This is a genomic window from Vibrio sp. V38_P2S17PM301 (genome assembly GCF_009904845.1).
GTDB classification, from domain to species: Bacteria; Pseudomonadota; Gammaproteobacteria; order Enterobacterales; family Vibrionaceae; genus Vibrio; species Vibrio proteolyticus.
On the sequence record NZ_WXWO01000060.1, the window covers coordinates 1 to 26570 of the forward strand.

Sequence of the window (26570 nt, forward strand, 5' to 3'; positions counted from 1 at the left end):
ACATGATATTTACAATTCCATCGCGTGTGCGCTAAGCTCTTTTCGTCCCCCATTGGGACCCCCTTTCAATTCTTAATTAACTCTTGCAGTTGCCAGACCACAAGACGTTTTTATCAAATTGAAAGGGGTTATATAACTAACTTATAGCTGTAAGCTTTACGGAACCCCCAGCCTAGCTGGGGGTTTTCTCTATACAAAAAAGAGGCCCGCAAAGCGGGCCTCTCATGATTTAAACGGTACGGATGTGCTCGGCAATGCGCCACAGCACACCACTTGGATCCGTCATGCAAAATTCAAGCATGCCCCATGGCTGCTGCTGTAATTCGGTCAACGTGGTACCGAATTCCGTCTCCACACCGGATTGCGCCACGTGCTGATGCCAACTGCGTGCGTCTTCAACCAACAGATGCATCATGTAGTTTTCGCAATGCACCGGTTCGTAAAAATCCTGCAGCAAAAACGCACATTCGCCTTTGCTCAGGTAAGCGACTTCACCAAACACGGAACCTACCGCAAACCCCAGTGACTGGTAAAAGCTGATCGACAACTCAAAGTCTCTGGCGGGTACGAAGGCTTTAATTTCGCGGGTTGCCAGATTCGCCATACGTTCTTCACCTCTGTTAATCCGGGCGCGCCAAGGTCGACACCCGGATACTCTGTTCCTTTATGAAAAGGCCGCCCCAGGACGGGACGGCACTGCTGTGTAAACGGGGGTTTTTCTGCCCGTTGTAACCTTATGAATGGCTATCAGAATCTTACTTGATAGTTTAGCGTATAAGTGCGGCCTCGGCCCTTATAATCATACGCACCCGGTGCATAATGAGTTGAATAGAGAATCTGCGCTCGCTGACCCCAAAGCGTAGTGTAGTCGTTATTCAGCAGGTTTTGGATACCAAAGCCCAAGGTTCCGACTGGCAGTTGATAATTCCCAACCAGATCAAACAGAGTAAAGCCGTCGAGTTTATTGTCTTGATCATCGGAATAATGAAACATAGTCTGGCTTTGCAGCTTCAGTGTCAGTTCATCATCATACCAAACCGCCCAAGCGCTGGCTTTAGAGGCACTGGCTTCGCCCGCCGACATCTTATTCCAGTCGCCATCTTGTTTCACTTCCGACATCACCAAGTGACCGGATGCCCCGAATTGAAGCTGCGTGTTAAACCAATACGTCAACTGCGCTTCTGTTCCGTATACGCGTCGTTTGTCGTCAACACTTTCGATCAGCATGGTCTGTTTATTGTAGCTGACCGATTTGTCCGATTGAGAATAGTAGGTGGCCGCCTGCACACTCAGATCGGCGTTATCGAAGCGATACCCCACTTCAACACTGTTGGTTTTGATGCCCGACATGCGTGAGCCATCAACGTTGATACTGTTTAGCAGGGCGTAGTGACCGTTCGCGTCCATATCAGCGTACTCACCCTGGCCGTAATACTTGGCCGGATCCGCCAGATCAAAGCCCTGGGAGAAGTTAGCCCAGAGCTGCGATGCCGGCGTCAGTGAGTAGATGGTTCCGAGGTTGAATAAACCAACATGATAGTCAGTTTCACCACCCGGCACCGCATCGGCTGACACCCCGTTCCCCGCCGCAATCTTCTTCTGGATGCTATATGCTACAAAATCATCTATTTCATTGTTCAAGTACTGATAGCGAGCGCCGCCCTGAATATGCCATTTCGGCGTCAGGGCATAGTCGGCTTGCACAAAGGCGGCAACAGAGCTGACTTTAGTCCCCGGATACCGGCCCACTCGCGCATAAGTGTCATTATTTAGGTTACCAGACGCCGTCGCAACAGCCGGGTCAAACAGTGCCTGATTGCTGTCAAAGCTGTCGCGGTATGCATCCACGCCATACACTAAGTTGAGACGAGAGAACTGCTTGGCCAGAGCGGTTTTTAGCGCGAATACATCAGTTTTCTGCTCCGACGCACTCTGATAATAGGGTGAGAATGTCTGCTGCTCTGAGCGATAGGAAGCCTCGGCGATCAGTTGATGGCCTAAAAACGCGCTGTCGCTGTACCTCATACCTAGCATCACGCGCTCGGTACCATGCTGACGGTCAGATTCAAACCCTTTACGTACGTCAACGAACTCACCGTTCACTATGTAAAGACCGTAAGGTGAGTCCTGCTGACTGTCGTAATACTGCGCGAGCAAATCCAGTTGCTTGGTTTCGGACAACTCAATGCCGACCGTACTGAGCACATCCAGTGTTTTGTTGTATTGCAGCGATCCCTGAGAGATATCCGGTGTGACGATGTCACCATCAGCATCATAAAAGCCTTGCGTTTCGGTGTAGACCGCGGCTAACCGTGCACTTACTTTGTCACTGCCACCAGCAATGGACTGACCCAGTTTGTAATCCGCATCATCACTGGTTTGAAAGCCACTTGATCCCCCCAGGTAACTCTCAAACTGAAGTGCGTCATCGTTGGCTTTTTTGGTCACAATGTTGATCACGCCGCCCGTCGCACCAGCGCCGTATACTGATGTAGCGCCAGACAACACTTCAATTCGGGCAATATTAAACGGGTCAATCGAGTCCAGCGCACGGCTGATAGGACGCGACGACTGCAACGACACCCCATCAATCATGACCAGCATTTTACGCCCGCGCAGGTTTTGGCCGTAATTGGTCCGTGCGCCACTGCCAACGTCCAGCGACGGAATCGTAGCCGCCAGAATGTCACCCAGTGTTTTGCCACCACGATACTCCAGCGCGATTTGCTCTTCATCGATAAACCAGACCGTGCCTGGAATATCACTGATGGCTTTTGGTGTGCGGCTCGAGACCACCACCATTTTGTCCTGTTTCTCCGTTACGGCCAGAGCAGGTGCGCTGAATGCCATTCCTACGCTCGCCACTGCGATTGCCACCACCGTCACGTGGCCGGGTCCATGTCTCATTCTAATTCTCTTATTATTTCTGTTAATACAATTTATAAAAAAGAGAATGATATTGATTGTTATTTGCATAATCAATAAGAACAGATTATTCAGTCTGCATTTCCAGTGGATTCGCGGTACGGGGAAGTAAAGAAAATCGGGTCTGCGCAAGGATTCGCGCATGGGTTAATAGAATCCAATCTCTCGCAGCAAGGTCTGCGAGATTGGCCTTACACCTGGCTTGGAATACCGGCGTGATGCATCACGCCGGTTGAGGAGTAGTGTTTAGTTTTGCTGTAGCCAGTCAAGTGCCTCAGTACGGTTGTCAAAAAACGCCACCTCGCCAGACAGAAACCAGCTGCCCACTTTAGCTGCCATCTCCTGCCAGCCTGGCTTGCCATACAAAGCAACTTTGTCGAACTCTGCACCGTGTTTCAGCCCCAGCTTAAAGTCATCCCAGGCCGCCCGCAACTCCCAGCCTTCCAACTCTGTCGCATCGACGAGCGCTTTTACTCTCGGCCCCTGAACTTTGGCCAGCGCGCCATCGAGGATCGGAGTGATGAATGCGTAGTCTTCATGGGTCAGTTTGCCTACCGCAGTGATCGCCAGATAAAACTCGCTGCCAACGCGATCAATGCCCACAGAGATTCCGTGTCTTTCGCTGAACATATTGCCTCCCTAATTTGTTATCCCGCTCATAGATTATGCAACTTTAAGGTTATCTCCTTTTTGCAATGCTGCACAATATTCGGCCAACAACCGGACACAGATCGAATCATCAGTGACCCATTAATTCATCAGTTGATGAATTAGCGGGTAATTAATCGCCTTTTCCTATAGTTAGATAAAAATAATACTTATCGTATCAATGTGATTCTATCTGTTCAGTGTTAGCGCCTCCGACCGTTCAGACTGACCTTACGAGGAAACCTCATGAAGCCATATTTGTTCAGCACTCTGCTTATCACTTTGCTGACAGCCTGTAGCCCAGGCGATTCTCAACAGGCACTCGGGACGCTTGAACGTGACCGGGTGACCTTTACCGCTACCGCCAACGAAATCATCCGTGCCTTGCCCGTCATCGAAGGCAGCCCGGTTAAAGAAGGTCAGGTACTGGTTCAACTCGACAGCAAAAATCAGGAAGCCGTTCTGGCAAATGCGGTTGCCAATGAAGCCAAGGCCGCCGCCTATCTGCTCAAGCTGACCAACGGAGAACGGCCGGAAGACATCGCTTCAGCCCAGGCCAGAGTAGCTCGCGCCGAAGCCCAGTTGGTTGAAGCGCAGAAGACCTATCGCCGCAAAGCTGAGTTGGTGGCCAAACGGCTGGTCAGCCAGTCGGAGAAAGACACCGCTCTGGCCGCACGCGACTCCGCACGAGCTGAGCTGGATTCAGCGACCGAAGAGTTCAGCAAATTGACAGCAGGGGCTCGGGTCGAAGATATCGAGCAGGCCAAAGCGGAACTGGCCGCCAGCAAAGCGCAAGTCGCGCTGCAAAAGCAAAAACTGGCAGAACTGACCATCGTTGCAACCCGTGATGGTATTCTGGACACCCTTCCCTATAACCTCGGCGAGCGAGTTCCGGTGAATGGCGTAGTCGCCGTCATTCAGGCCAGTCGCATCCCGTATGCACGTGTGTACGTACCAGCGGATCATCGGGTGAGTTTTGTTCCCGGCAAAGAAGTGACGGTTCATGTAGACGGGGTAACGCAAGGTCTGAGCGGGACAGTGCGCTGGGTCGCCACTGAACCGTCTTTCACACCGTATTACGCGCTGACCGAAGACGAGCGTTCACGCCTGATGTACCTAGCGGAAGTCGACCTGGAACCCAGTGCTGCTGAGCTGCCTTCCGGAGTTCCGGCGCAGGTTGAACTGTCAGGAGAGTAAGCATGACCGAATACGCCATTCAGGCCAGCAACGTCAGCAAACAGTTCGGCGATTTCACCGCCATTGAAGGGATCAATCTGAACGTCCCTAAAGGCAGTATTTACGGTTTTCTCGGCCCGAATGGCTGCGGTAAATCCACGACGATCCGCGTGCTGACAGGCCTGCTCAGCCCAAGCATGGGCGAAGTCGATGTCCTTGGGTTACAGATTCCTCGCCAGTCTGAGGCTCTACGACTCAAAATCGGCTACATGACCCAAAAGTTTTCACTCTATGACGACCTCAGCGTTGAAGAGAACCTGCAGTTTATTGGCCAGATCTTCGGTATGAGTCGCAAAGCCCTCAACGAGCGGATCAATCAACAATTGTGTACTTACGGTCTGGATCAGCGCCGCAAACAACGGGTCGGCGGCATGAGTGGCGGCCAGAAACAGCGCTTGTCTCTGGCCGCCGCCACCATGCACAAACCCGAACTGTTGTTTCTGGATGAACCCACTTCCGCGGTAGATCCGGAAAACCGGCGCGAGTTCTGGGAGCAATTGTTTGATTTGTCCGATCAAGGCACCACCATTCTGGTGACGACCCACTACATGGACGAAGCGGAGCGCTGTCACCGTCTGGCGATTATGGAATCCGGTCAGATCCGCGCCGATGGACCGCCTGAAATGCTGATGGAGCAAATGGGCGTGAACATCGTTGAAGTGAAGACATCCGGCCTGCGAGCGCTCAAAGAACAATTGTTGCAGCGTGAAGAAGTTCGCTCCGCTGCTCAATTGGGGGTCCGCTTACGAGTGTTAGTAAACCGGAAAACAGAGAAACCGATCGATTGGCTGAGACAAACGTTTCCTCACCTGCAACAGGCAGAGATGAATCTGGCCCGACCCAGCCTTGAAGATGTGTTTGTTACCGTCACCGGGGAGGGACGCCAATGATCCAGTCGCTCAATCGAATGAAAGCGGTCATGTACAAAGAGATCCGCCAGCTTTCCCGTGATCGTATTACCTTCGCCATGGTGGTTATGATCCCCCTGATCCAGTTGCTGTTGTTTGGCTACGCCATCAACACCGACATTCGCAACATCCCGGTGGCCGTGGTCGATCAAAGCGGGAGCACCGCCGGAAGAATCATCACCGAATCGGTCAAAGTCACTCAGGTGGTAAGCGTCGTGCAACGGTTTGAAACCCCGCAACAAGCTGAGCAAGCAATTCAGGGTGGCTTGGTGCGCGCGGCATTGATTCTGCCACCGGATCTCACGCAGCGTATGATGCAAAATCGTCCATTGGGGCAATGGTTAGTCGATGGATCCGACACCATGATCAGTTCTGCGATTCTTGGCTTGCAGACCATGCCGCTGACCGATTTTGACTTTGAAATTCGCCCCCAAACGGTTAAAACCTTTGACGTCGCGCTCTTTTACAACCCGAGCCGACGTTCAGCGGTGAACATTGTACCGGGGCTACTGGGCGTCATACTGACCATGACCATGATCCTGTTCACCAGTGCCGCAATTGTGCGTGAACGCGAACGAGGTAACCTTGAACTGCTGATCACGACCCCCATTCATTCGATCGAGTTGATGGTAGCCAAAATCGTTCCGTATATCTTTGTCGGGCTAGTACAGGTGTTCATCATACTTGGGCTCGGCCACTTGATCTTTGATGTCCCGATCAACGGTTCGCTGGCGCAGATTTTATTTGGCACCTTGCTGTTTATTTCCGCCAGCCTGACACTGGGCCTGATGATTTCCACCATCGCCACCACCCAACTTCAGGCGATGCAAATGACTGTGTTTATTCTGTTGCCTTCTATACTGTTGTCTGGGTTTATGTTTCCCTACGAGGGAATGCCCGTTATCGCCCAGTGGATTTCAGAAGTGTTACCGGCCACCCACTTTATGCGTTTGATTCGGGGCATTGTGCTGCGTGGGGCGGATTTGGCCGATTTGTGGCGAGATACACTCTGGCTCGCTGCGTTTACGGTACTCGGTCTCGTGGTGGCTTCGATGCGCTTTAAGAAATCGCTCGACTGACAACAACAAGGCTGGCCTGACAGGCCAGCCTTGTTGTCATTCTGGGGTCAAGCGGAGAGCTGAACCTCTTGGCGCTGCGGGAAATCAACACGCTGCAATAAGCGCTCAAACATGATCACCTGTTTGGATAAACGATTGTTGCGCACCAGCAACACCGTGTGTGCAATCCAAACCAGACGTTTTAAGCGGCAAGCCACCCGATACAACTCGTCGGTATTGGCGGGTTCACTTTGCTGCAACCACAGATTGAGTGCGTCTAACCGAGTTTTTTGGCTGACACGAGACAAACGGTAGGAGTCCAGCAGGAACAGCGCCATATCTCGTACCCGCAGGCGTGCCGAATCCGACAAGCGAGACTCTTCCAAATCCAGTAGCGTGACTTCCCCTTGCTGATTGACCACGATATCTCGCATCGCCGGGCGACCGTGAATAAATTCCTCACGATGCAACTGTTGCAAACAGCCCATCGCCTTGGTAAACAAAAGCTTGGGTGAGTGTTGCCGGGCACGCACAATCGGCTCGCCGGCACTCTCCGTGACAAACCAGGAGCGACCAATGTAGAGCAACTTAGGGACAGGCAGATCACAGGAGATAGCATATTCCAACGCTGCCACTTCATGCTCGAAGCGTTGTTTGGGTGTATAGGCACTGAACAGCGTTAAGTGCGCGAAGCGTTTACTCTTTCGAAACAAGCGGTTAAGGGAGCGGTTTAACACGGTGCGTTTGTCTTCACCACACTTCTTTAGCCAAACACAATACTCACCGCGTTCGAGCATAAAAACATACTTTTGCCGTTGCTTTTTCAATGTAAAACCCCTGTCGACGCCAAATAGAGAGGAATCAAGGCCGACGCAAATGATACTTGGTTAACAGAATATCAAACACTGTTCAAAACCTGTATCAATTAAACGTTAGTTTTCATTTAAGAAGCATTTTTAAGGCATAGTTATAACAACTCGTGATGTTTCGTTAACGTCAAATCACCCAAACAGTGTAAAAAGATGCATGCTACATCACCCATAAGTTTGACCAGCTTCTATTCACTAACTAGTTTATAAATGTAAGGGCAAAGCCCCTAAGTTCCCGTCAGTACTCCTTTCTTTCACGCCAGGAGCAATATTATGGACGATAAAATTCTCTTTTATGAACCGTTCGACCCGAATGGATTCCTGTCGAACTTCTACCCCAGTGACATCCATATTTCCGGAGTCGTCTGGCCGACCAGCGAACATTATTATCAGGCGCAGAAATTTGCCTCTGAGACATTACAAAAGGAGATTCAGCAAGCCACTTGCCCAGACAAGGCATTTGAACTCAGCCGGGAATATCAGGAAATGGTACGGCCCGACTGGATGGACATCCGCGTGGAAGTGATGCGTTATGTCGTACGCGAAAAATTTCTTCAGAACCCGCAGTTGGCCCATTTTCTGGTCAATACTGGTCAGCGAGAACTGACGGAACACTCGCATAAGGATCCCTTCTGGGGAGATGGCGGCAATGGAAAAGGCCGGAATGAACTGGGTAAAATTCTGATGGAGGTTCGACACGAACTGGAAGACAGTGCACCTTACAATCTGGTGCAGTTTATCGACAAGGCACGCCTGCCAACTCAATTTGGCGAATTTCAGATGCATGCGTTTATCGAACGAGCCAGCGGCAAGGAGCATCTGGCGTTGGTATACGGCGACCTGACTGATGTCACGGCCCCACTGATTCGGCTGCATTCCGAATGCCTGACAGGAGATGCGCTGTTTAGTAACCGCTGCGATTGCGGCTATCAATTAGCTCGAGCACTGGCCAATATCGTTGAAGAAGGCTGTGGCGTATTACTGTATTTACGTCAGGAAGGGCGTGGTATTGGCCTGATCAACAAAGTACGTGCCTACCATTTGCAAGACGAAGGTGCCGATACCGTCGAAGCCAATGAGCGTTTGGGGTTTAAAGCCGATATGCGCGACTACACATTTTGTCAGGGTATGCTGGGCTATCTGGGCATCCAGGCTGTGCGTCTGATGACCAACAACCCACGCAAACTCCGGGCGCTACAACAGGCCAATATTAATGTGGTCGAACGGGTGCCGTTGCAGGAAGGCAATAATCCGCACAACAAACACTATTTACGAACCAAAGCCTCGAAACTGGGACACATTTTTGATGCGACGTTCATCGAGTAACGGTTGACATACAAAGGCCAGATACTCATCTGGCCTTAATCAAATATAGTTGGCAATGATGGCATCCAGCTCCCCAGATACTCGCATTTGTTCAAGACGCTGATTGATGAAATCCTGTATTTCAGGTTCCATCTGATGCGAAAACGCCAGGTAGATGGAATAATCCGGAATGACGGTACTGAACGGTTGCGTAATGAAATCCTGTGGATTCAGACCCAGTTTTTTCATGTTGTATTTTACGCGGGACGCCATCTCTACAAATGCGGTATCACCCGGGGTGCGCTGCACAACACGAAAGGCGGCCTGATAATCTTTGACCCTTATATCTTCAACCGTGCCGTTCTCAATATACGGCAGTAGATCTGGATAGTCGAAACCAAGCAACAGCACCACCCCTTTGCCTTTCATGGATTCCATTCCATTGAACTCAAAAGCATTCCTCTTACTGGTCACCAAGGTGTGCTTGACGGTATAGATCGGCTTGTCAGACAAGTTTTCCGCTTGTACTTTCCCCCAGTTCGGGCTGCCGAATGTAATCCAGTTTGGTTCGCCGCCGGCTTCCAATGTCGCAATCATGCGATTAAACGGGTAGGTATGATAAACAATCTCGTAGTCGCTATTCTCAAATACTTTCCTGACGATATCTGTCACCATGCCGGATTGTTTTTCGCCATTTTCCTCAATCTGAAACGGCTGAGCCTGATTCGCAATCACATAATAATTGATCGTTTTAGCGCTCAATGAGGCACTGAGCAGACAACTTACTATAACGCTTAAAAGAGTAGCAATGATTCTCATTCTACCTCCATGTATTTGAGAGTATTGGGATAAGAATAGTTTACTAATGTATTTTTACGACTATCTTTAGAGTATACATTCATTGAATACACATTGATTGCATATGGGGCAGAAATTGCGCCGGCCAAGGCGTTTAGGCATTGATAAACAACTTGTGTTCGTCACTATCCTTGTGAGTTGTATTTTTGCTCTGTTTAACGCCAGCGCCAGCTTTTACCTCGACTACAAACATGAGTTAAAAGAACTCAGCCAAAACATGGCACTGATCAAAGACAGCTACTTGTCGAGTATCAGCAGTAGCTTGTGGGTGGAAGATCGTGATCAGTTAGCCACGCAAGCGCAAGGTATTCTCCAGCATCCGGACGTCGCGTATATCGAAGTGAATGACAGTTTTGGAACGACCATCACATTTGGTGAAAGAGTCACCGGAAGAAAGATAGAGAACTCTTGGCCCATCACCCACAACTTGGGCAAAAACACCTACGACCTCGGTACTTTGCTGGTGCAGATAGACATGACTTCGGTCTATGCGTCTCTGGTTCGTAAATTTTGGATCCAGACCCTGATCACCGTACTGGAAACCTTCTCCTTGGTTGCCGCTCTGCTGTTCATTATTCTAAAACTGATCATTCATCCGATCTCAGAGCTGACACAAGCCATGGGCGATTTCCGCGGCGGCCCGACTCCAAGCGCCATTCCCCCTCCCAAACGCCTGTTTAAAGATGAACTGACCACACTGACTGAGAAATACAACGTATGTGTTGAGCGACTTGAGTCCAACTACAATGATCTGATTCTGGCGAAACAGAAAGCCGAAGTCGCCAACCAGAAAAAAAGCGAATTCCTTGCCAATATGAGCCATGAGATCCGCACCCCGATGAATGGCATCGTCGGTATATCGGCCTTATTACAAGAATTGGACGCCACCTCCAAGCAAAAAGAGTATCTGGAGGTGCTAAACACCTCATCCAACAACCTGCTGGATGTGATTAATGACATTCTCGACTTTTCTAAAATCGAAGCCGGGCGACTGGAGCTGGAACACATTCCGATTGCCCTGCATGAGCTGATCCGCAAACAAGCGGGCGTCTTCAAAGTCAAAGCTCAGGAGAAAAACCTGCTGTTTGAATGCATTATCGACCCGACGATTCCCACCTTCATCATTGGTGACCCGACCCGGCTGAAACAAGTCCTCAATAACCTATTGGGGAATGCGATTAAATTTACCCACAACGGGTACGTTCAGTTTGAAGCTCGTTTACTGTACACAGACGAGCAGCAAGAGCGGCTCCGGTTTGAAGTCCGAGATACAGGTATCGGGATCGATAAAAACAACATCGACGTGATCTTCGACAAGTTCCAGCAAGCCGATGGCAGTACCACCCGTCAGTATGGGGGGACTGGACTGGGTCTGGCGATCAGTCGCAACATTGTTTCGAAGATGGGCGGCGAGCTGAGCGTGGTGAGTGAACTTGGACTCGGCAGCTGTTTCTATTTTGAAATACCGCTCCAACGCGCCTCTGAGATGAACGCGCCAGAAGAACCCAATGCAGGACAGGTCTTTACCTTTCCACGCAACAGCATGTTGAACTCAGCAGAAGCCAGCGCGGAAGTGACGATCTCTCCAATCAGGATGCTGGTGGTGGAAGACACGCAGGTAAACCAGAAAGTGGTAAAAATCATGCTCAACAACATGGGCATCTCAGTCGACGTTGCTGAGAACGGTCAAATCGCGCTCGAACGTTGTCATGATCAACTTTATGATGCGATTCTCATGGACTGTCAGATGCCGGTGATGGATGGTTATGAAGCGACACAGAGAATTCGCGCGGAGTGCGAATGGGCTGAGCACATTCCGATTATTGCCCTGACCGCGAATATCATTCATGAGGACAAGCAACGCTGCTTTGACGTCGGAATGAACGATTTCCTGTCGAAACCCGTGACACCCGCCAAGCTCAAATCATTGCTGATCAAACACGTTCCTTCGCTGGAAAACCTCGTCGAAGCCGATAAGCCAGACGATCGGGCTCAGCGTTCTGACCGCAGTTGAGCGCCTGAAACAAAAACACCGCCCTTAGGGCGGTGTTTTTGCGATATCAACGCTTGTCTACTTGGTCTTAAAACCCAGTAACGCTTTAACCGAAGCAAAGGCAATCAGAGAGTAACACAGCAGTTCAGCGCCCTCTTCTGCGATGCTTTTCACCATGCGAACGTAATCTTCTCCCATGACGGCTTGCCAGAAAGAACCGGTCCCAAACAGACGTGAAAACACCACTAACAGCACAATGCCTGATACCACTAAGTTGACGCCATGCGATGTTGCCATCACGGCCATTTGATTCACAATACGCTCTTTGGCGGAATAGGCATAACTGATTGCCAGTCCAGCAGCGACCAGTGCCGGATATTTCCAGAACCCATGTGTGATAGTATCAAGCGTATTATCCATTTCGCGGATGAACATAACGGCAAATAAACCACAAGCTAAAGCCGCCACGTGTTTCAAATCCGGGCGATGATGCGCGATCCGGGCAAAACAGCCGAAGGCAATGGTCAGACAAACTAACTGACTCACCTCAGTGAATGAGAATTCTGGCATACTGTTGCCAAAATAATAGACATCCAATCGAAGCATCAGATTCACAGCAATGGCAATCACCGCCATCACTGCCACGTTAGAAAAGACGTTTAAAAAAGCGCGTTTCGCGTTGATAACTTTTGTCGATGACGGTGCGCTGCTCACCGGATCAAATGAATCTGTTTTCATTGGGATACTCCCGACAATTTAGACGCAGATATACTAAATGTGATCTAGCTCAAATTGTCAGAGGAGTGTCAAAAGAAACACCGTGCAATTAATCAAAACCCATAGCGGGACTGCTCTGGTGGAAGATCCCGAACTCTATTCCAGCCATTTCAAGACGTTGTGCCAAAGTACACTGTCGATAGCCTCCGCCTCCACTAAGTGTTTGTGGTGAAACGGTTCCTGATACTGATGAGATTCACTCATGATCCCTAAGGTTTTGAACTGACGAAAGAGTTTCAGCAGAGACAACACTCGGGTCAAACGAGCATCCTCCTGAAAACACCGATTGATAACAAAGCCCAGCTGAATTTTCTTTCGCTTATAGATGTGCTGTTCAATCAAGGTACTGATGAACGGCAGAGAGGCATGCAAATCAATGGGCGACGGTTGCATCGGGATCACGATGTAATCTACGTAGCGTAAATAACGCAGCAACTCCCCTTCCGAGAAATTAGCCGGAGAATCGATCACCACAAAATCAGAATCGGTACTGACCTGCAAGGTGAGAGCAATACTGGACAGACTGCGCAGCGCCGGATTGTATGACTGGCAAGGCACCTCTTCGATGGGCTCTGCCCAGTGATAAGTAGATTGCTGGCGGTCAAAGTCCACCAGCTCCACCTTAAACTGGTGGGCGATCAATTTGCTGATCAGGCTCGCAGTAAAGGTAGACTTGCCCACCCCACCTTTCAGATTGAGGACAATGATCTTCTTGGCTTTGGCATAAGCAATGCTGATCTGTTTGTTTTTGCGCTGTACTTGCAATGGGAAACCGCTCAATTATCCATCGATAAAGACAGCATAGTATGTCATGTCGACACCAGCTATTGACGCCCAGGTCAATAAATCAGAAATTTCTGCCGTTCTCGAATCAGAAGCGGCTGTTCATGCCGTGCCAGTGTGCGGTGTCATCCTGCATCTTTCCTCCCCCCCAGCGACCACTCTGTCCCAGAGCCAATACGTCTTTGGCGCAGTACGCATGCCCACCAAACAACAGTGCTCGAATGCGCGCCCTATCAGCATCGTCCACGTTTTCGGTATACAGAGCCTCCGCCCAGCGTTTCTGACGCGGCGACAAGCGGACTTGCGACGCACTTTGCTCAACCTGACCGGCCGAAAAATAGTCCCGACTTCCGTAGCCTTTGCGCAGAACGGGATTCATTAATTTAACAATGGTCAGTAAGCCGCGACGGCGAAAATAATCAAACAACAAGCACATACTCCAAGTCAGGAAAGCTTTGAGTCAGTATACCGTCGTGTATGTATCCTCTGTCAATTTTCACTGTCAATCCGAATCATAACGGCATCCGGCCGCCAGTATTCAAGCTCACAGTCCATGAGTACGCCATCCTGTTTATAATTAACCCGGCAAATCTTCAGCACAGGCTGACCTTCGGCCAGATTCAGCGCTTTGGCCACACGAGCCGGCGCCGACGTGGGAATAACGTCAAAGCGCGAGCGGTGCGTCTGATAGCCATATCGGGTGTGAAACAGACCCGTCAGTGAACCGGTCAGATTTTCTGTCAGAATATCGGGAAACAGCTCGGCCTTGAGACAGTTTTCGACAAATAGCACGGGCCGGCCATCAATATGACGCAGACGTTCAACGACGTGAATCGGCGTGATGCGGCTAATTTCCAGCGCCGTGGCATATTCCCCCTGCGCCATTTCGCTGCGCACACCGATCAGGCGCGTCTCGGCAATGCGATTCTGCTCACGCACCATCTGATGGAAGTGGGCACGAGACAAAGGATTATACCGTACGCGTTCTGGCGACACATACCAGCCACGTCGCTCTTCTCGGTAAATCAGTCCCTCGGTCTCCAGCGAAATCAGGGCATCTTTCAGTGTGATGCGTGTGGTGGCAAACAGCTCGCTCAGTTCGCGTTCAGAAGGCAATTTCTGCCCTTTCGCCATAATGCCACCACGGATCTGCTCGCGCAGGCTGGCCTTAATTCTTCCAAGTTGAGTATGGGGTTGTGTTGACATGCTGACCTAGTCCAGATGGTTGTTCGCGCTCAACCATACGGCAGGCAGATAACAGATTCATGACAACCACTGATGCCTGCATTTAGCATCAACACCCATTAACTGACATATAAATTAATAAAAACTGTAAAAAATCCGCCCCTAAAGCGTCACATTGTCTCCATAGGATACAAAACGAACTTACTGACCTAGTCCAGAAGGATAGAGACAATGAAAACGTTGCGAAACCGCACTTTACTGACCAGCACAACGCTGCTTGCGGCAACCCTTTCCACAAGCGTATTGGCACAGGACCCAGATGTTGCAGCACTGGCCAACGCCGCGAAGCAAGAAGGCGCCGTCTACAGCGTCGGCATGCCGGACAGCTGGGCCAACTGGAAAGACACTTGGCAGGATCTTGAAAAAACGTATGGCCTGAAACATCAGGACACCGACATGAGCTCGGCTCAGGAAATTGCGAAATTTGAAGCAGAGAAGAAGAACGCCACGGCGGACATCGGCGATGTAGGCTTTGCATTTGCTCGGGTCGCCGTTAAAAAAGGCGTAACACAGCCCTATAAACCGACCACGTGGAATGATATTCCGGACTGGGCCAAAGACAAAGACGGTCACTGGGCACTGGCTTACACGGGTACGATTGCATTTATCACCAACAACCATCTGGTCAAAAGCGCGCCGACAAGCTGGCAGGATCTGCTCAAAGGTGATTACAAAGTGACGGTGGGTGACGTAGGTGTCGCGGCGCAAGCCAACAATGCGGTACTGGCAGCGGCCTTTGCCAACGGTGGCGATGAGTCGAACCTCAAACCAGCGCTGGAGTTTTTCTCTAAACTGGCGAAACAAAACCGCCTGTCATTCACTGATCCAAGTATTGCCAATCTGGAGAAAGGGGAAGTGGAGGTGGCCATTTTGTGGGATTTCAACGCGCTGAACTATCGCGACAAAATCGATCGCAGCCGTTTTACCGTAACCATTCCACAGGACGGCTCCGTCATTTCTGGCTACACCACCATCATCAACAAGTACGCCAAAAACCCAAGTGCTGCCAAGCTGGCGCGTGAGTACATCTTCAGCGATCAGGGGCAAATCAACCTGGCGCAAGGTTATGCCCGCCCGATCCGCACCAACGTGACGCTGCCTCAGTCGGTACAAGACAAACTGCTGCCAAACGATCAATACGGCAATGTTCACCCGGTAACGGATTTCAAAGCCTGGGAAAGGTCGGCTCGTAAGCTGCCTCGTCAATGGCAGGAATCCGTGCTGATTCACCAACAATAAGAGGTCTGTATGAGCAATAAGGTGATCCTTGTTGTGCTTGATGGACTGAACTATCAGGTCGCCCGTGACTGCATGGGCTACCTTAACGGTTTAATCGAGCAACAACGCGCGACATTATACCCTTTGCAGTGTGAACTGCCTTCCATGTCCCGCCCGCTGTACGAATGCATTCTGACCGGTGTCAAACCGGTGGAAAGCGGGATAGTCAATAATCAGATAGTTCGTCTGTCGCATCAGGATTCTATTTTCAGCCTTGCACGCCGCGAGGGGAAAACCACGGCAGCCGCGGCGTATCATTGGGTCAGTGAACTCTACAACCGCGCCCCCTTTGATCCTATACGCGATCGCTTTACCCATGATGCAACACTGAATATCCAACACGGCTGCTTTTATCACTGGGATCACTATCCGGACGAAGCGCTGTTTTTAGACGCCGATTATCTGCGCCGCACTTACAACCCGGATTTTCTGCTGATCCATCCGATGAACATTGACGACAACGGCCATCAATTCGGTCTGGATTCTCCCCAGTACCGTAACAGTGCCCGCGGTGCGGATATTTGTCTGTCAAACTACATCGAAAACTGGCTGGCGGATGGGTATCAGGTGATGGTAACCAGCGATCACGGTATGAATAATGATCGCTCACATGGTGGGATCCTGGCCGACGAGCGCGATGTGCCCTTGTTTGTTATCGGTGACCAATTTACCCATCAAGATTGTCAGGTTAAACAAACCGAGTTGTGCGGCGTTGTCTGCCAACTGATGAACCTGGACCACGCCAAACCCTACTCGCAGGCATTGTTAGCATTATGAGCAGTTCCGTTATGACGCAGGCCACTCCCGCGTCTGCCTTCTCAGCTACCCGCCAGTGGAAAAAGCTCAAGCCCGCTTTGTGGCTTGTGCCTTTCGCGCTGGTGTTTTATCTGTTTCAGCTCGCTCCCATGGTGTGGGTACTGATCAACAGTTTTCTCTACGACGGCGACTGGTCGTTGGCTAATTACCAAGAGATTTTCGACTCCGCCTTTATGCTCCAGGGCTTTAGCAACAGCCTGTGGCTTGCGCTGTGGTCAAGCCTTGCCGGGCTGATGATCGCTGCGCTGTTGGTCGCCTCATTGCGACGCGTGGATTCTCGCTTGCGTGATGGCGTGATCGCGTTTACCAATATGAGCAGCAACTTTGCTGGTGTACCACTGGCCTTCGCTTTCATTATCATTCTCGGCGTGAACGGCGCCCTGACCCTGCTACTGAAACAAGCCGGGCTGATTGACGAGTTCAATCTGTACGGCAAATGGGGTTTGTTGATGATCTACATTTATTTCCAGATCCCACTGGCAGTCTTGCTGCTCTATCCAGCCTTTGATGCGCTGCGTGATGACTGGCAGGAAGCTGCGGCCCTGCTGGGCGCCAACACCCGGCAATACTGGTTCAAAGTCGCCCTGCCAGTGCTCTCGCCCGCTCTGCTCGGCACTTTCATTATTCTGCTGGCCAACGCCATCGGCGCGTACGCCAGTGTCTACGCGTTGACATCAGGCAATTACAACGTCATTACCGTGCGCATCGCCAGTCTGGTTTCCGGCGATCTGTTCCTGGAGCCTAACCTGGCGGCTGCCATCTCCGTCATTCTGATTGCCCTGCTGGCTTTTATTACCCTGATTAATCAATGGTTGGTCGGCAAAAGTAAGACGGGAGGGAAATACTGATGCGACACCATTCAAACACGTACCATAAAGCCGTGGTGTACACGATCGTCGGTGTAATGCTGATCCCGATCCTAGCGACACTGATTTACTCCTTGTCATCGCGCTGGGGAGCGACAATCCTGCCGGATGGCCTTACGCTCGACTGGTACATGCGCCTGCTGACCGACGAGCGCTTTCTGGCGGCTTTTGGTCGTTCCCTGATGATTTGTCTCGCCGCACTGGGGCTCAGTGTAGGATTGATTCTACCCGCGATGTTTGTGGTTTTTTATTATTTCCCTAAGCTGGACAAACTCATGAATGTCCTGATCCTGTTGCCGTTTGCTGTTCCGCCGGTGGTTTCTTCCGTCGGTTTGCTGCAACTATATGCCGACAGCACGATTCCACTGGTCGGAACGCCTTGGATACTGATAGGCACTTATTTCACCATCGCCTTACCATTTATGTACCGCGCCATCGCCAACAGCTTCGCCGCCATCAATCTGCACGATTTGATGGATGCAGCGCACCTGCTCGGTGCCAGTACCCGTCAGGCATTTTTTCTGATCGTGATCCCCAATTTGAAAAAGGGGCTGCTTGCGTCACTGTTTCTGTCATTTTCCTTCTTGTTGGGCGAATTTGTCTTCGCCAATATCCTGGTCGGAACCCGTTTTGAAACTTTGCAGATATACCTCTACAACATGCGTCAGACCAGCGGACACTTTACCTCAGCGCTGGTCATGACCTATTTCCTGTTTATTTTCCTATTCACATGGCTGGCCAGCCGCTTTTCCAAACCATCGCGCTGAGTCGGGAGTTTTTTATGAGTTATGTCGTGGTCGAGCAACTGACCAAACGCTTCGGTGACAACACCGTTTTTGACAACATCGCTTTTACCATTGAACAGGGCGAATTTGTGACACTACTAGGCCCGAGTGGCTGTGGTAAGTCGACCCTGCTGCGCAGTCTTGCCGGGCTAAACCCGGTCGATGGAGGCAACATTTGTGTGGATGGGGAAGACATCACTCACCAGGTTCCTCAGCAACGCGGGATCGGCATGGTGTTCCAGTCTTACGCACTTTTCCCTAATATGACGGTGGCAGACAACATCGCTTTCGGGCTCAAGATGCACAAACACACGCCCGAACACATTCAACGTGAAACCGCCAAAGTCATCGCACTGGTCGAGTTAAACGGCAAAGAAAAGCAGTATCCGCATCAGTTATCCGGTGGCCAGCGTCAACGTGTCGCGCTGGCTCGCGCTCTGGTGGTCAAGCCAAGAATTTTACTGCTGGACGAGCCGCTTTCTGCTCTGGATGCCAAAATCCGCAAGCATTTGCGCCAACAAATCCGCGATATCCAGAAAGAACTCAACCTGACAACAATTTTCGTTACCCATGATCAGGAAGAAGCCATGCTTCTGTCAGATCGGATCTTTTTGATGAACCAAGGCGAGATTGTACAAGCGGGTTCACCGGAACAGATCTACACTCAGCCCGCCAATGAATTCGTCGCCGGTTTTATGGGTCATTACAATCTGGTGGATGCCCGGCAGGCCAAACAGCTGTTCAATCTGGATACTCAATCGAACGTTGCGATTCGTCCGGAGTCCATTTACGTGCGAGAAGCGGGGCGACATTATGGAAGCCACATCTCAGCCCCGCAACGCGCCACTGTTAAACGCCATCAGTTATTGGGTAATGTCATTCGGTATCAGGTCAACGTCGGTGACTGCGAACTCACGGTCGATCTGCTCAACCGTTCTTCTGAACGACTGCTGGCCAACGGCAGCGAAATGGAGTTGTTGTTTAACCTGAATGAAATTCAACCAGTGAGAGCGTAAGCATGTCCAGACCACTCTATGTTTTTGATATGGATGAAACACTGATCAACGCTGACTGTGCGATGTTGTGGAATGCATTTCTGGTTGAAAAAGGGATTGCCACCGCGCCAGATTTCCTTACCGACGATCAGCGGCTGATGGCCTTGTACGCGAAAGGAAAAATGCGGATGGAAGATTACCTGCAATTTTCCATGGCCCCCTTGTTGGAGATGCCTAAAGCGGAAGTGCTGGCCTTAGTCGACGAGTGTGTGGACACTCACATTCTGCCCAGACAATTCCCTCAATCCAAAACCCTGATAGCCGAATTGAATCGGGATGGCATCGACATGGTGATCATTTCAGCATCAGTTACCTTTCTGGTAGAAGCGGTCGCTCGACGCATCGGAATACGTCACGCACTGGGGATTGATTTGGTGGAACACAATCAGAAGCTGACCAGCCAGATCCTCGGTATTCCCAGCTATCGGGAAGGCAAAGTCACCCGCTTACAGCAATGGCTGGCTGACAGCATTGACAACTACAGCGAAGTGCATTTCTTCACCGATTCGATCAACGATCTACCCCTGTGTCAACACGCGGATTTTGCTTATCTGGTCAACCCATGCGAGCAACTGGTGCGCCATGCGGATCACCCCAACTGGCAGGTGCTGCACTGGGGATAACCTATCTGAGTCAAAGTGGTCGTGTGCACTTGAACATGGTTTAGGCAAAAAATCACGGTCCTGACCACTTTGACTCACCTTGTTGCACCTAAACATTCAAAGTGATTGAAACAATTAACAAATAATAAAGTCAACGGGACCTGATCCCATTTCCCATCGTGCATTTTCCCCGCAGCGCCAGATCAACGGTTCTACTGCCCAAATACACTAACAGAAGACAAGAATGATTCTCGATATTGTCTACAAATTTATTCTATTTAATAAAGAGTTAGAGTAGATGTCGAGGCATTATTTCGCACACCATCAACATACCCCAAAAGTATGGTTAACAAATATGAAAACTATGATTCCCAAATTAACGTTTTATCAACAATGTTAATTGATGTTAATTTTCTTGGCATTGGCAGATAAATCATCGGAAACGCGCTCATCCCTCGAGGTGTTCCGTCGTCAACGGAATGGCCTTTATCTCCAATTTGTAACTAACCATTTTATGGTGCCCTTTTTAATCCGCGCATCGGCTTGATGCGCGGTATTTTTTCGTCACCACCTCTGGTTTAGTCAACGTATATCCGCTGATCAGGATGCGCGCTATATTCAAACAGCATAGCGATGTCATCAGCGCTCACCCGCCCCAACGACAACGGCGGCAATGCATCCGGCGCAAAGAAGCCAATTTCAGATATCTCAAGGTTGTCCTGCGCTTTCCCGCCGACCCAGTCACACAAGAAAAACAGCTTATAGATGTGAAACGGATATTTGGGTAGATAGGGATGCTTATCTCGATCTTTCACCGCAACCAGCCTCGGGTTCGCCACCACGTAACCGGATTCTTCCAGCACTTCCCGAATCACGCCCTCCGACGGCGATTCACACACATCAGCCCAGCCACCAGGTAGTGTCCAGAGCCCATCTTCGCGCTCACGCACCAGTAAGATCTGACCGTCTCTAATCACGCCAGCCCGTAGATCTATTTTCGGCGTTGGGTAGCCGGTTTCCGGTAGAAACAGTTCTGTCACCTGCTCGACCGGCGCACTACTCAGATGAGCAAACATATCCGCAGCAATGGCTTCCAACTGCACAAAACGTTCAATATCAAATTTGTCTTTGGAGTAAGTCAGCCCAGCCTGACTGATGGCCCGGATCTGCTTAACCCAGTCAATCCAACGATTCATACCACGCTCCTGAGGAATATTGATGGCCCAGACTAGCAAACTCAGCAACGGAAAAGTTAGTGTATCGTCAAGCTGTTAGATAAAATTGGTTTGACACATATTGTTTGATGATCAAATATTACTTTTATCAGATACTTTGAAAATCAAACAATATGTCAAATTCTCGCTGTTCAATGCATCAACACACTGCACATCCCGCTCAGCATGCCGGAGAAAGCCGTACCAAGTATGTTCTGGCGCTGACACTGATTACGATGATCGTGGAGATCGCCGCAGGCACCCTTTATGGCTCCATGGCATTACTGGCGGATGGCTGGCACATGGGAACCCATGCCGCCGCATTCTGTATTACGTTGTTCGCCTATCGCTATGCCCGTCAGCACGCTGGCGACAGCCGTTTTTCCTTTGGTACTGGCAAAGTCAGTGTCTTGGGGGGCTACACCAGCGCAATTGCACTGGGCATCGTTGCTCTAATCATGTTTGTTGAATCGCTTCTGCGTCTGTTTAACCCACATACGATTCAGTTCAATGAGGCGATCGCCGTCGCCGTGATCGGCCTGGTAGTAAACCTTGCCAGCATGCTGCTGCTGGGTGACCATCACAGTCACGATCATCACGCTCACGAGCATGGTTCAAACCACACTCATCATCATGACCATAACCTGCGCGCGGCTTATATGCATGTTCTCGCCGACGCTCTGACCTCCTTGCTCGCTATCATGGCGCTGATCGTCGGTAAATACCTTGGCTGGATCTGGCTCGATGCACTGATGGGGATGGTCGGGGCGCTGGTGATCGCCAAATGGACACTGGGTTTGATGAAACAAACCAGTCCGATACTGCTGGATGAGAGTATTGATGACGACTACAAGCGGCAGGTACAACAAGAATTGGAAAAAGACGCGACCGTGACCGACTTGCATGTGTGGAAAGTCAGTGCCGATCATTACGCAGCGGCGATCAGCCTGACCTCCCGTTGCAAAAAAACAACCGATGAATACAGGCAACAACTGGAACAATTTGATAAGATTCACCACCTTACCTTAGAAGTTACCACCGGACACTAACATGCCATCGCTAGAGACTCTCAACCACCTACTGATTGAATTTTACGACAAGCTCTCTTCGTGGGAACAGTCTGTGGTGAAAGGCACCGGGTATTCTCTGGCGCAAATTCACACCATCGAGGTACTGGGCAACCACGGTCCACTGCGCATGAAAGAGCTGGCGGACCGGCTGGGCATCACCACCGGCACATTAACCGTTCAGGTGGACAAGTTGGTGAGGGCTGAGCTGATTGAGCGTTGCCCTCATCCGGATGATCGTCGTTCGATTGTCGTCCAGTTAACCCCCAGCGGAGATGCCTTACATCGCCATCACAATCAACTTCATTTAGCTCTGGTGGAAGATCTCACCCGTCATGTTGATCAACAAGAACGCGACGTGTTAATTCGTTGTTTGGGCAAAATCAATCGCGAGTTCTGATTAACGTCAGCTGTTGCTGTACCCCGGCTTGCTGAGCGAATTCCTGGTCGTGCGTGACCACGACAAATGCCCCCTGATACTCGGCCAGTGCCTGCGCCAATTCGTGCCGAGAAGGCAAATCCAAATGGTTGTCCGGCTCATCCAGCAGTAACAGCGGAAAGCCCGGTTGATGACTCACTACCAACATGGCGAGTTTCATTTTCTCACCGCCACTGAGCACAGAGACTTGGAGAAATACCGTGTCCCGACGAAAGCCAATACCCGCCAAAAGGGTGCGAGCCTGTGATTCTGCCAGCCCCCGGCAGAGTGACATCAGACACTCCAACATAGTAAGTTCGTTAGTGAGAAAGGAGAAATGCTGATCCAGATAACACACTGATGTGTTGATATGTCGCTCTCCGGAACGCGGAAAACACTCCCCGCTGATGATTTTCAACAACGTCGATTTCCCACTGCCATTGTCACCACTGAGCAGCAAGCGATGTCGCGCGGTTAATCTGAGATTGATCGGTGTGTCGTTACCAAATGGCAAAATAAGGTCACGCAGCGTCACCAGTGTGGCTGCCGAACCTTGCGTCACCGGCAGGTAGATCTTAGGTTTCACCGCCGGATCGAGTTTGTCCTGAACCGCTTCACGCTTGCGATGCAGTTCACTCTGCCGCTGCTGCCCGGCGCGAATCCGTCCGGACGCACTGGCCGATGCATCGCTGCGGCGCTGATTTAACACGATCTTCGGTACGCCTCCCTGACGACGTAACTGCCTGCCCTGGGCAGAACGCTGTTCAGCCTTCTCCTGATTACGCTGTATCTGACGCGCGAGCTGCTTGTGTTCTTTATCCAGCCGCTGGCACTGGCGTGTCAACGCGGTTTGCTCTGCATGTTTCTGCGCCACGTAGTGGTCGTAGTTTCCGCCGTACTGGGTCAAACCCAGTGAACCAAGTTCCCAGATTTGAGCCATTTCCCGCAGCAGAATCCGGTCGTGGCTGACGAGCAATATAGAACCAGAAAATTCACGCATTTGAGCCACCAGCCATTGTCGCGCGGTTTCGTCCAGGTGATTCGACGGTTCATCCAGAATCAAAAGCTCAGCGGTTGATTGAAACAACTGCCACAATTGCAGACGCGAAAGCTGCCCACCGCTTAATGCCCGGCATGGTAAGTGCACATTGTCCGGCAGACCAAGCGAGAGCATCAGCTTTGCCAATTCGTCACGCAGAGTCCAGCGCTCACCCACACGTTCGAAGAGTTCCGGGTCGCAGTGGCCATTTTCTATCTGTTGCAGCGCGTCCAGTATCGGCCATACGCCGAGAAATTCAGCCACGCTCAACTCAGAGTTCAGCAGGTGAGACGGTTGCTGACTGTAAGTACGCAGCGTGACTGAACATTGCACACTGCCGCCGGTGGGCGTCAATTCGCCACTGAGCAGTGACGCCAGTACCGACTTACCAACGCCATTGCGACCGACTAAGCCAGTGCGCTTATCGGTTAGCGAGCCGTTGATTTCACTTAGTAAGGTATGACCATTATCAAAGGTGTAGCTCAGGCGAGTCGCCTGAATCATAGGTAAAGAAGATTGAGTTGGCATTGAGCCTCCTGTAGACAGGGGCACAGACGCAGCTAACGCGTGATCAGAGTCGAATCGATTGTGTAAAGTCAGGTATGACGAAGCTACGCCCACTAACCCTGCATATCCAAAAAAGAAAAAATGTTGGTTTGGATGACAGGTGTTAGATATCCATTGTGGCGCAGTCTCCTGAAGAAGTGATGGTCAGATTCTAGTCATAAGCATGATGGGTGATCAAGAATAAAATTGCGCGGCGTGATCAGGACTGACACTTTTCTTCGCTAAGGGATTGAATTACATTGACCGTATCGTTACCTACCGGGAAGCACCATGAATCTGCGCCAGTTGGAAGTGTTCTACGCCATCATGCAAACCGGTACAGTCTCTGGGGCCGCCAAGAATCTGCATGTATCTCAGCCCAATGTCACCCGGGTTCTGGCACACACCGAACAGCAACTGGGGTTTGCCCTGTTCGAACGAGTGAAAGGACGGCTTATCCCTACTCCGGAGGCGCAAACTCTGCTCCCAGAAGCGGAGCGGGTATATCAACAGCTCGGCCAGTTTCGCGCATTAACCAACAAAGTTAAAAAAGGCAGCCAGCATATTCGCATCGGCGCGCCACCGGTCCTGGCCACCAAGTTACTCCCCGAAGCGATTGCCCATCTTCGTCGCAATGACGCGATCTCATTTGAACTCGCGACCGCGAACCGCGATGAACTGTGCCATGCTCTGCTGTGCCATGAACTGGACGTCGCAGTTTGCTTTGGAGAGGACACCCCGACCGGCGTTGCTCAACTTCCTCTACTGAAGGAAACAATGGTGGCTCTGCTGCCCTACTCGCTCAGCCGGACAGACTTGCCATCCCCTTTGAACATGGCATCGTTGCTGACTCAAACTCTGCCCGTTATCGGACTGGATCCGCGAGATCCTCTCGGTATGCAGTTGCATCAGGTGATTCACGCCATTGACCCGAACTATTACCACCCGATTACCGTTCGCAGTTATGCAGCAGCGGCTGAACTGGCGTTACACGGCGCCGGTATCGCGATTGTCGACCCATGGACCGCACGTCATTATGCCACCCGACTTGATGTCTGTGCGCTGGCCCCCACCATCCCGATTGCGGTATCGGTGCTCTACGCCGAGCACTCGCCGTTATCCATCTCCACCAGACTGTTCATTGAGACACTCAACACCCTATAACCGCACGTTATAGGGGAGCAACAAATAAGCATTCGGCACGCGCAAGGCTCAGCCTTAGAGTGAGGAGACAAGACCAAACTCAAAGGAATGCTGATGAACATCACCCAACCCTACCTGCTTTTTCTCGGTGACGTAACCGATCCCATTGCTGCGAAAACCGCGCGCGGTATCCATCAATGGCGTCCCGACAGTTGCCTCGGTCAAATTCGTCTGACAACGGATACCGTCTCCCTTGGCCTGCCAGATCTCAGCCTGACACAGGCAAAACACCAAGGCGCCCGTACTCTGGTTATCGGCACCGCCAACGCCGGAGGAGTGATCCCGGCAAACTGGCAAGCCACACTGATTGCCGCCGCGGAACAAGGGTTTGATATTGCTTCGGGCATGCATCAGCGACTTGACGACATTGGCGCACTGCGGCATTTGGCACAGGCAGGAAAAACTCGCCTCTTCGATGTGCGTCATTATGATTTGCCACTGAGTGTTGGCAACGGCAAAAAGCGCGCCGGTAAGCGAGTGCTCACCGTTGGTACCGACTGCTCAGTAGGAAAAATGTATTCTGCGTTGGCACTGGAGCACGCGCTGAACAAACAGGGGGTCAAGGCCCGCTTTCAGGCCACCGGACAGACTGGCATTTTAATCGAAGGACGCGGCATCGCGGTTGACGCGGTGATCGCTGACTTTATTTCCGGCGCTGTTGAAGCCATTAGCCCGGCATTTTCGGATCACGAGTGGGATATTATCGAAGGCCAGGGGTCGTTGTTTAACCCATCATTTGCCGGCGTAAGTATGGGCTTACTTCACGGAGCACAGCCAGATGCACTGGTAGTGTGTCATGAGATAGGCCGTGCGCACATTCGCCATTTGCCCCACGCGGCATTGCCCACCATAGAACAAACCATCACGGCCAATCTAACGGCAGCGCGGGTGACCAATCCCAATGTCCGCCTGGCCGGAATGTGTCTCAATACCAGCGCAATAGATAGTCAACAAGCCGCAACCTTGTGCGCACAATGGAGCGAGCACTATCAGGTACCGGTCACGGATCCGGTACGCTTTGGTATCCAATCGATTGCGGACACGATCCGCACCTGGCCATCGGAGGATTAGACGCA

Annotated in this window: 26 protein-coding genes; 15 read left to right on the forward strand and 11 right to left on the reverse strand. The window is 51.0% G+C overall.

Annotated elements, in window-relative coordinates; genetic code table 11:
- Nucleotides 1–229: 229 nt before the first annotated feature.
- The 3 genes from CAG64_RS13995 to CAG64_RS14005 form a co-directional block, all read right to left on the reverse strand.
- Entirely contained in the window at nt 230–604 is a 375-nt protein-coding gene (locus CAG64_RS13995; protein WP_161454772.1) for a VOC family protein, read from the reverse strand.
- Between the two features lie 143 nt (nt 605–747).
- The gene (locus CAG64_RS14000; protein ID WP_272924792.1) at nt 748–2850 is read right to left on the reverse strand and encodes a TonB-dependent receptor; all 2103 of its coding nucleotides are present in this window, start codon (nt 2848–2850) and stop codon (nt 748–750) included.
- A 321-nt stretch (nt 2851–3171) separates the two neighbouring features.
- Nucleotides 3172–3555: an STAS/SEC14 domain-containing protein gene (locus CAG64_RS14005; protein ID WP_021706160.1), complete on the reverse strand. Its 384-nt coding sequence runs from the start codon at nt 3553–3555 to the stop codon at nt 3172–3174.
- A 264-nt stretch (nt 3556–3819) separates the two neighbouring features.
- Here CAG64_RS14005 and CAG64_RS14010 point away from each other — a divergent pair, with 264 nt between their 5' ends.
- The 3 genes from CAG64_RS14010 to CAG64_RS14020 are packed head-to-tail and all read left to right on the forward strand — an operon-like array spanning nt 3820 to nt 6796.
- Nucleotides 3820–4770, forward strand: a complete 951-nt coding sequence (locus tag CAG64_RS14010; protein ID WP_161447616.1) for an HlyD family secretion protein — start codon at nt 3820–3822, stop codon at nt 4768–4770.
- A gap of 2 nt (nt 4771–4772) precedes the next feature.
- Nucleotides 4773–5699 (forward strand): ABC transporter ATP-binding protein, encoded by a 927-nt coding sequence (locus CAG64_RS14015; protein WP_161447615.1) that lies wholly within the window; start codon nt 4773–4775, stop codon nt 5697–5699.
- Nucleotides 5696–6796 (forward strand): ABC transporter permease, encoded by a 1101-nt coding sequence (locus CAG64_RS14020; RefSeq protein WP_161447614.1) that lies wholly within the window; start codon nt 5696–5698, stop codon nt 6794–6796. Before CAG64_RS14015 ends, CAG64_RS14020 begins: the two co-directional genes overlap by 4 nt.
- Nucleotides 6797–6843: 47 nt before the next feature.
- Here CAG64_RS14020 and CAG64_RS14025 read toward each other — a convergent pair whose 3' ends face one another.
- Complete coding sequence (locus tag CAG64_RS14025) at nt 6844–7572, reverse strand: hypothetical protein (protein WP_161447613.1); 729 nt, start codon at nt 7570–7572, stop codon at nt 6844–6846.
- 345 nt (nt 7573–7917) lie between these two features.
- Here CAG64_RS14025 and ribA point away from each other — a divergent pair, with 345 nt between their 5' ends.
- The gene (gene ribA, locus CAG64_RS14030; RefSeq protein ID WP_161447612.1) at nt 7918–8970 is read left to right on the forward strand and encodes a GTP cyclohydrolase II; all 1053 of its coding nucleotides are present in this window, start codon (nt 7918–7920) and stop codon (nt 8968–8970) included.
- A gap of 39 nt (nt 8971–9009) precedes the next feature.
- On the opposite strand, the gene CAG64_RS14035 is transcribed toward ribA, so the two are convergent.
- The gene (locus tag CAG64_RS14035; RefSeq protein ID WP_021706154.1) at nt 9010–9768 is read right to left on the reverse strand and encodes a substrate-binding periplasmic protein; all 759 of its coding nucleotides are present in this window, start codon (nt 9766–9768) and stop codon (nt 9010–9012) included.
- A gap of 103 nt (nt 9769–9871) precedes the next feature.
- On the opposite strand from CAG64_RS14035, the gene CAG64_RS14040 reads away from it, so the two are divergent.
- On the forward strand, nt 9872–11821 hold the full coding sequence (locus tag CAG64_RS14040) for an ATP-binding protein (protein WP_161457252.1): 1950 nt from the start codon (nt 9872–9874) through the stop codon (nt 11819–11821).
- 57 nt (nt 11822–11878) lie between these two features.
- On the opposite strand, the gene CAG64_RS14045 is transcribed toward CAG64_RS14040, so the two are convergent.
- The 4 genes from CAG64_RS14045 to CAG64_RS14060 all read right to left on the reverse strand — a co-directional run bounded on the left by CAG64_RS14045 (nt 11879) and on the right by CAG64_RS14060 (nt 14566).
- The gene (locus CAG64_RS14045) at nt 11879–12538 is read right to left on the reverse strand and encodes a hypothetical protein (protein WP_161457253.1); all 660 of its coding nucleotides are present in this window, start codon (nt 12536–12538) and stop codon (nt 11879–11881) included.
- A gap of 135 nt (nt 12539–12673) precedes the next feature.
- Nucleotides 12674–13357, reverse strand: coding sequence for a ParA family protein (locus CAG64_RS14050; protein ID WP_237668122.1), 684 nt, complete (start codon nt 13355–13357; stop codon nt 12674–12676).
- A gap of 91 nt (nt 13358–13448) precedes the next feature.
- Nucleotides 13449–13790 carry a DUF6559 family protein gene (locus tag CAG64_RS14055; RefSeq protein WP_237668123.1) on the reverse strand — a complete coding sequence of 114 codons (342 nt, stop codon included), beginning with the start codon at nt 13788–13790 and terminating at the stop codon, nt 13449–13451.
- Between the two features lie 59 nt (nt 13791–13849).
- Nucleotides 13850–14566, reverse strand: a complete 717-nt coding sequence (locus tag CAG64_RS14060; protein ID WP_021706149.1) for a UTRA domain-containing protein — start codon at nt 14564–14566, stop codon at nt 13850–13852.
- Nucleotides 14567–14776: 210 nt separating this feature from the next.
- Here CAG64_RS14060 and CAG64_RS14065 point away from each other — a divergent pair, with 210 nt between their 5' ends.
- From CAG64_RS14065 to CAG64_RS14090, 6 genes are read left to right on the forward strand one after another with little or no spacing between them, the layout of a single operon-like run.
- On the forward strand, nt 14777–15844 hold the full coding sequence (locus CAG64_RS14065; protein ID WP_161453872.1) for an ABC transporter substrate-binding protein: 1068 nt from the start codon (nt 14777–14779) through the stop codon (nt 15842–15844).
- A gap of 9 nt (nt 15845–15853) precedes the next feature.
- Complete coding sequence (locus CAG64_RS14070; RefSeq protein WP_161453874.1) at nt 15854–16660, forward strand: alkaline phosphatase family protein; 807 nt, start codon at nt 15854–15856, stop codon at nt 16658–16660.
- Nucleotides 16657–17547, forward strand: coding sequence for an ABC transporter permease (locus CAG64_RS14075; RefSeq protein WP_161457254.1), 891 nt, complete (start codon nt 16657–16659; stop codon nt 17545–17547). The genes CAG64_RS14070 and CAG64_RS14075 overlap by 4 nt, the downstream gene beginning before the upstream one ends.
- On the forward strand, nt 17547–18332 hold the full coding sequence (locus CAG64_RS14080) for an ABC transporter permease (protein WP_161457255.1): 786 nt from the start codon (nt 17547–17549) through the stop codon (nt 18330–18332). Before CAG64_RS14075 ends, CAG64_RS14080 begins: the two co-directional genes overlap by 1 nt.
- 14 nt (nt 18333–18346) lie before the next feature.
- Nucleotides 18347–19366, forward strand: coding sequence for an ABC transporter ATP-binding protein (locus CAG64_RS14085; protein ID WP_161453880.1), 1020 nt, complete (start codon nt 18347–18349; stop codon nt 19364–19366).
- A 2-nt stretch (nt 19367–19368) separates the two neighbouring features.
- Complete coding sequence (locus CAG64_RS14090) at nt 19369–20028, forward strand: HAD family hydrolase (RefSeq protein ID WP_161457256.1); 660 nt, start codon at nt 19369–19371, stop codon at nt 20026–20028.
- Nucleotides 20029–20585: 557 nt separating this feature from the next.
- On the opposite strand, the gene CAG64_RS14095 is transcribed toward CAG64_RS14090, so the two are convergent.
- Nucleotides 20586–21203, reverse strand: a complete 618-nt coding sequence (locus CAG64_RS14095) for an NUDIX hydrolase (RefSeq protein WP_161457257.1) — start codon at nt 21201–21203, stop codon at nt 20586–20588.
- 152 nt (nt 21204–21355) lie between these two features.
- Between CAG64_RS14095 and dmeF the strand changes: the two genes are divergently transcribed.
- Both dmeF and CAG64_RS14105 read left to right on the forward strand, forming a co-directional pair.
- On the forward strand, nt 21356–22270 hold the full coding sequence (gene dmeF, locus CAG64_RS14100; protein WP_237668124.1) for a CDF family Co(II)/Ni(II) efflux transporter DmeF: 915 nt from the start codon (nt 21356–21358) through the stop codon (nt 22268–22270).
- Between the two features lies 1 nt (nt 22271).
- Nucleotides 22272–22688, forward strand: a complete 417-nt coding sequence (locus CAG64_RS14105) for a MarR family winged helix-turn-helix transcriptional regulator (RefSeq protein ID WP_161454117.1) — start codon at nt 22272–22274, stop codon at nt 22686–22688.
- On the opposite strand, the gene CAG64_RS14110 is transcribed toward CAG64_RS14105, so the two are convergent.
- Nucleotides 22672–24273, reverse strand: a complete 1602-nt coding sequence (locus tag CAG64_RS14110; RefSeq protein WP_161457258.1) for an ABC-F family ATP-binding cassette domain-containing protein — start codon at nt 24271–24273, stop codon at nt 22672–22674. The genes CAG64_RS14105 and CAG64_RS14110 overlap by 17 nt on opposite strands.
- A gap of 309 nt (nt 24274–24582) precedes the next feature.
- On the opposite strand from CAG64_RS14110, the gene CAG64_RS14115 reads away from it, so the two are divergent.
- Together CAG64_RS14115 and dgcN are read left to right on the forward strand one after the other, a co-directional pair.
- The gene (locus CAG64_RS14115) at nt 24583–25455 is read left to right on the forward strand and encodes a LysR family transcriptional regulator (protein WP_161457259.1); all 873 of its coding nucleotides are present in this window, start codon (nt 24583–24585) and stop codon (nt 25453–25455) included.
- Nucleotides 25456–25548: 93 nt separating this feature from the next.
- Entirely contained in the window at nt 25549–26565 is a 1017-nt protein-coding gene (dgcN, locus tag CAG64_RS14120) for an N-acetyltransferase DgcN (RefSeq protein ID WP_161457260.1), read from the forward strand.
- Nucleotides 26566–26570: the final 5 nt, after the last annotated feature.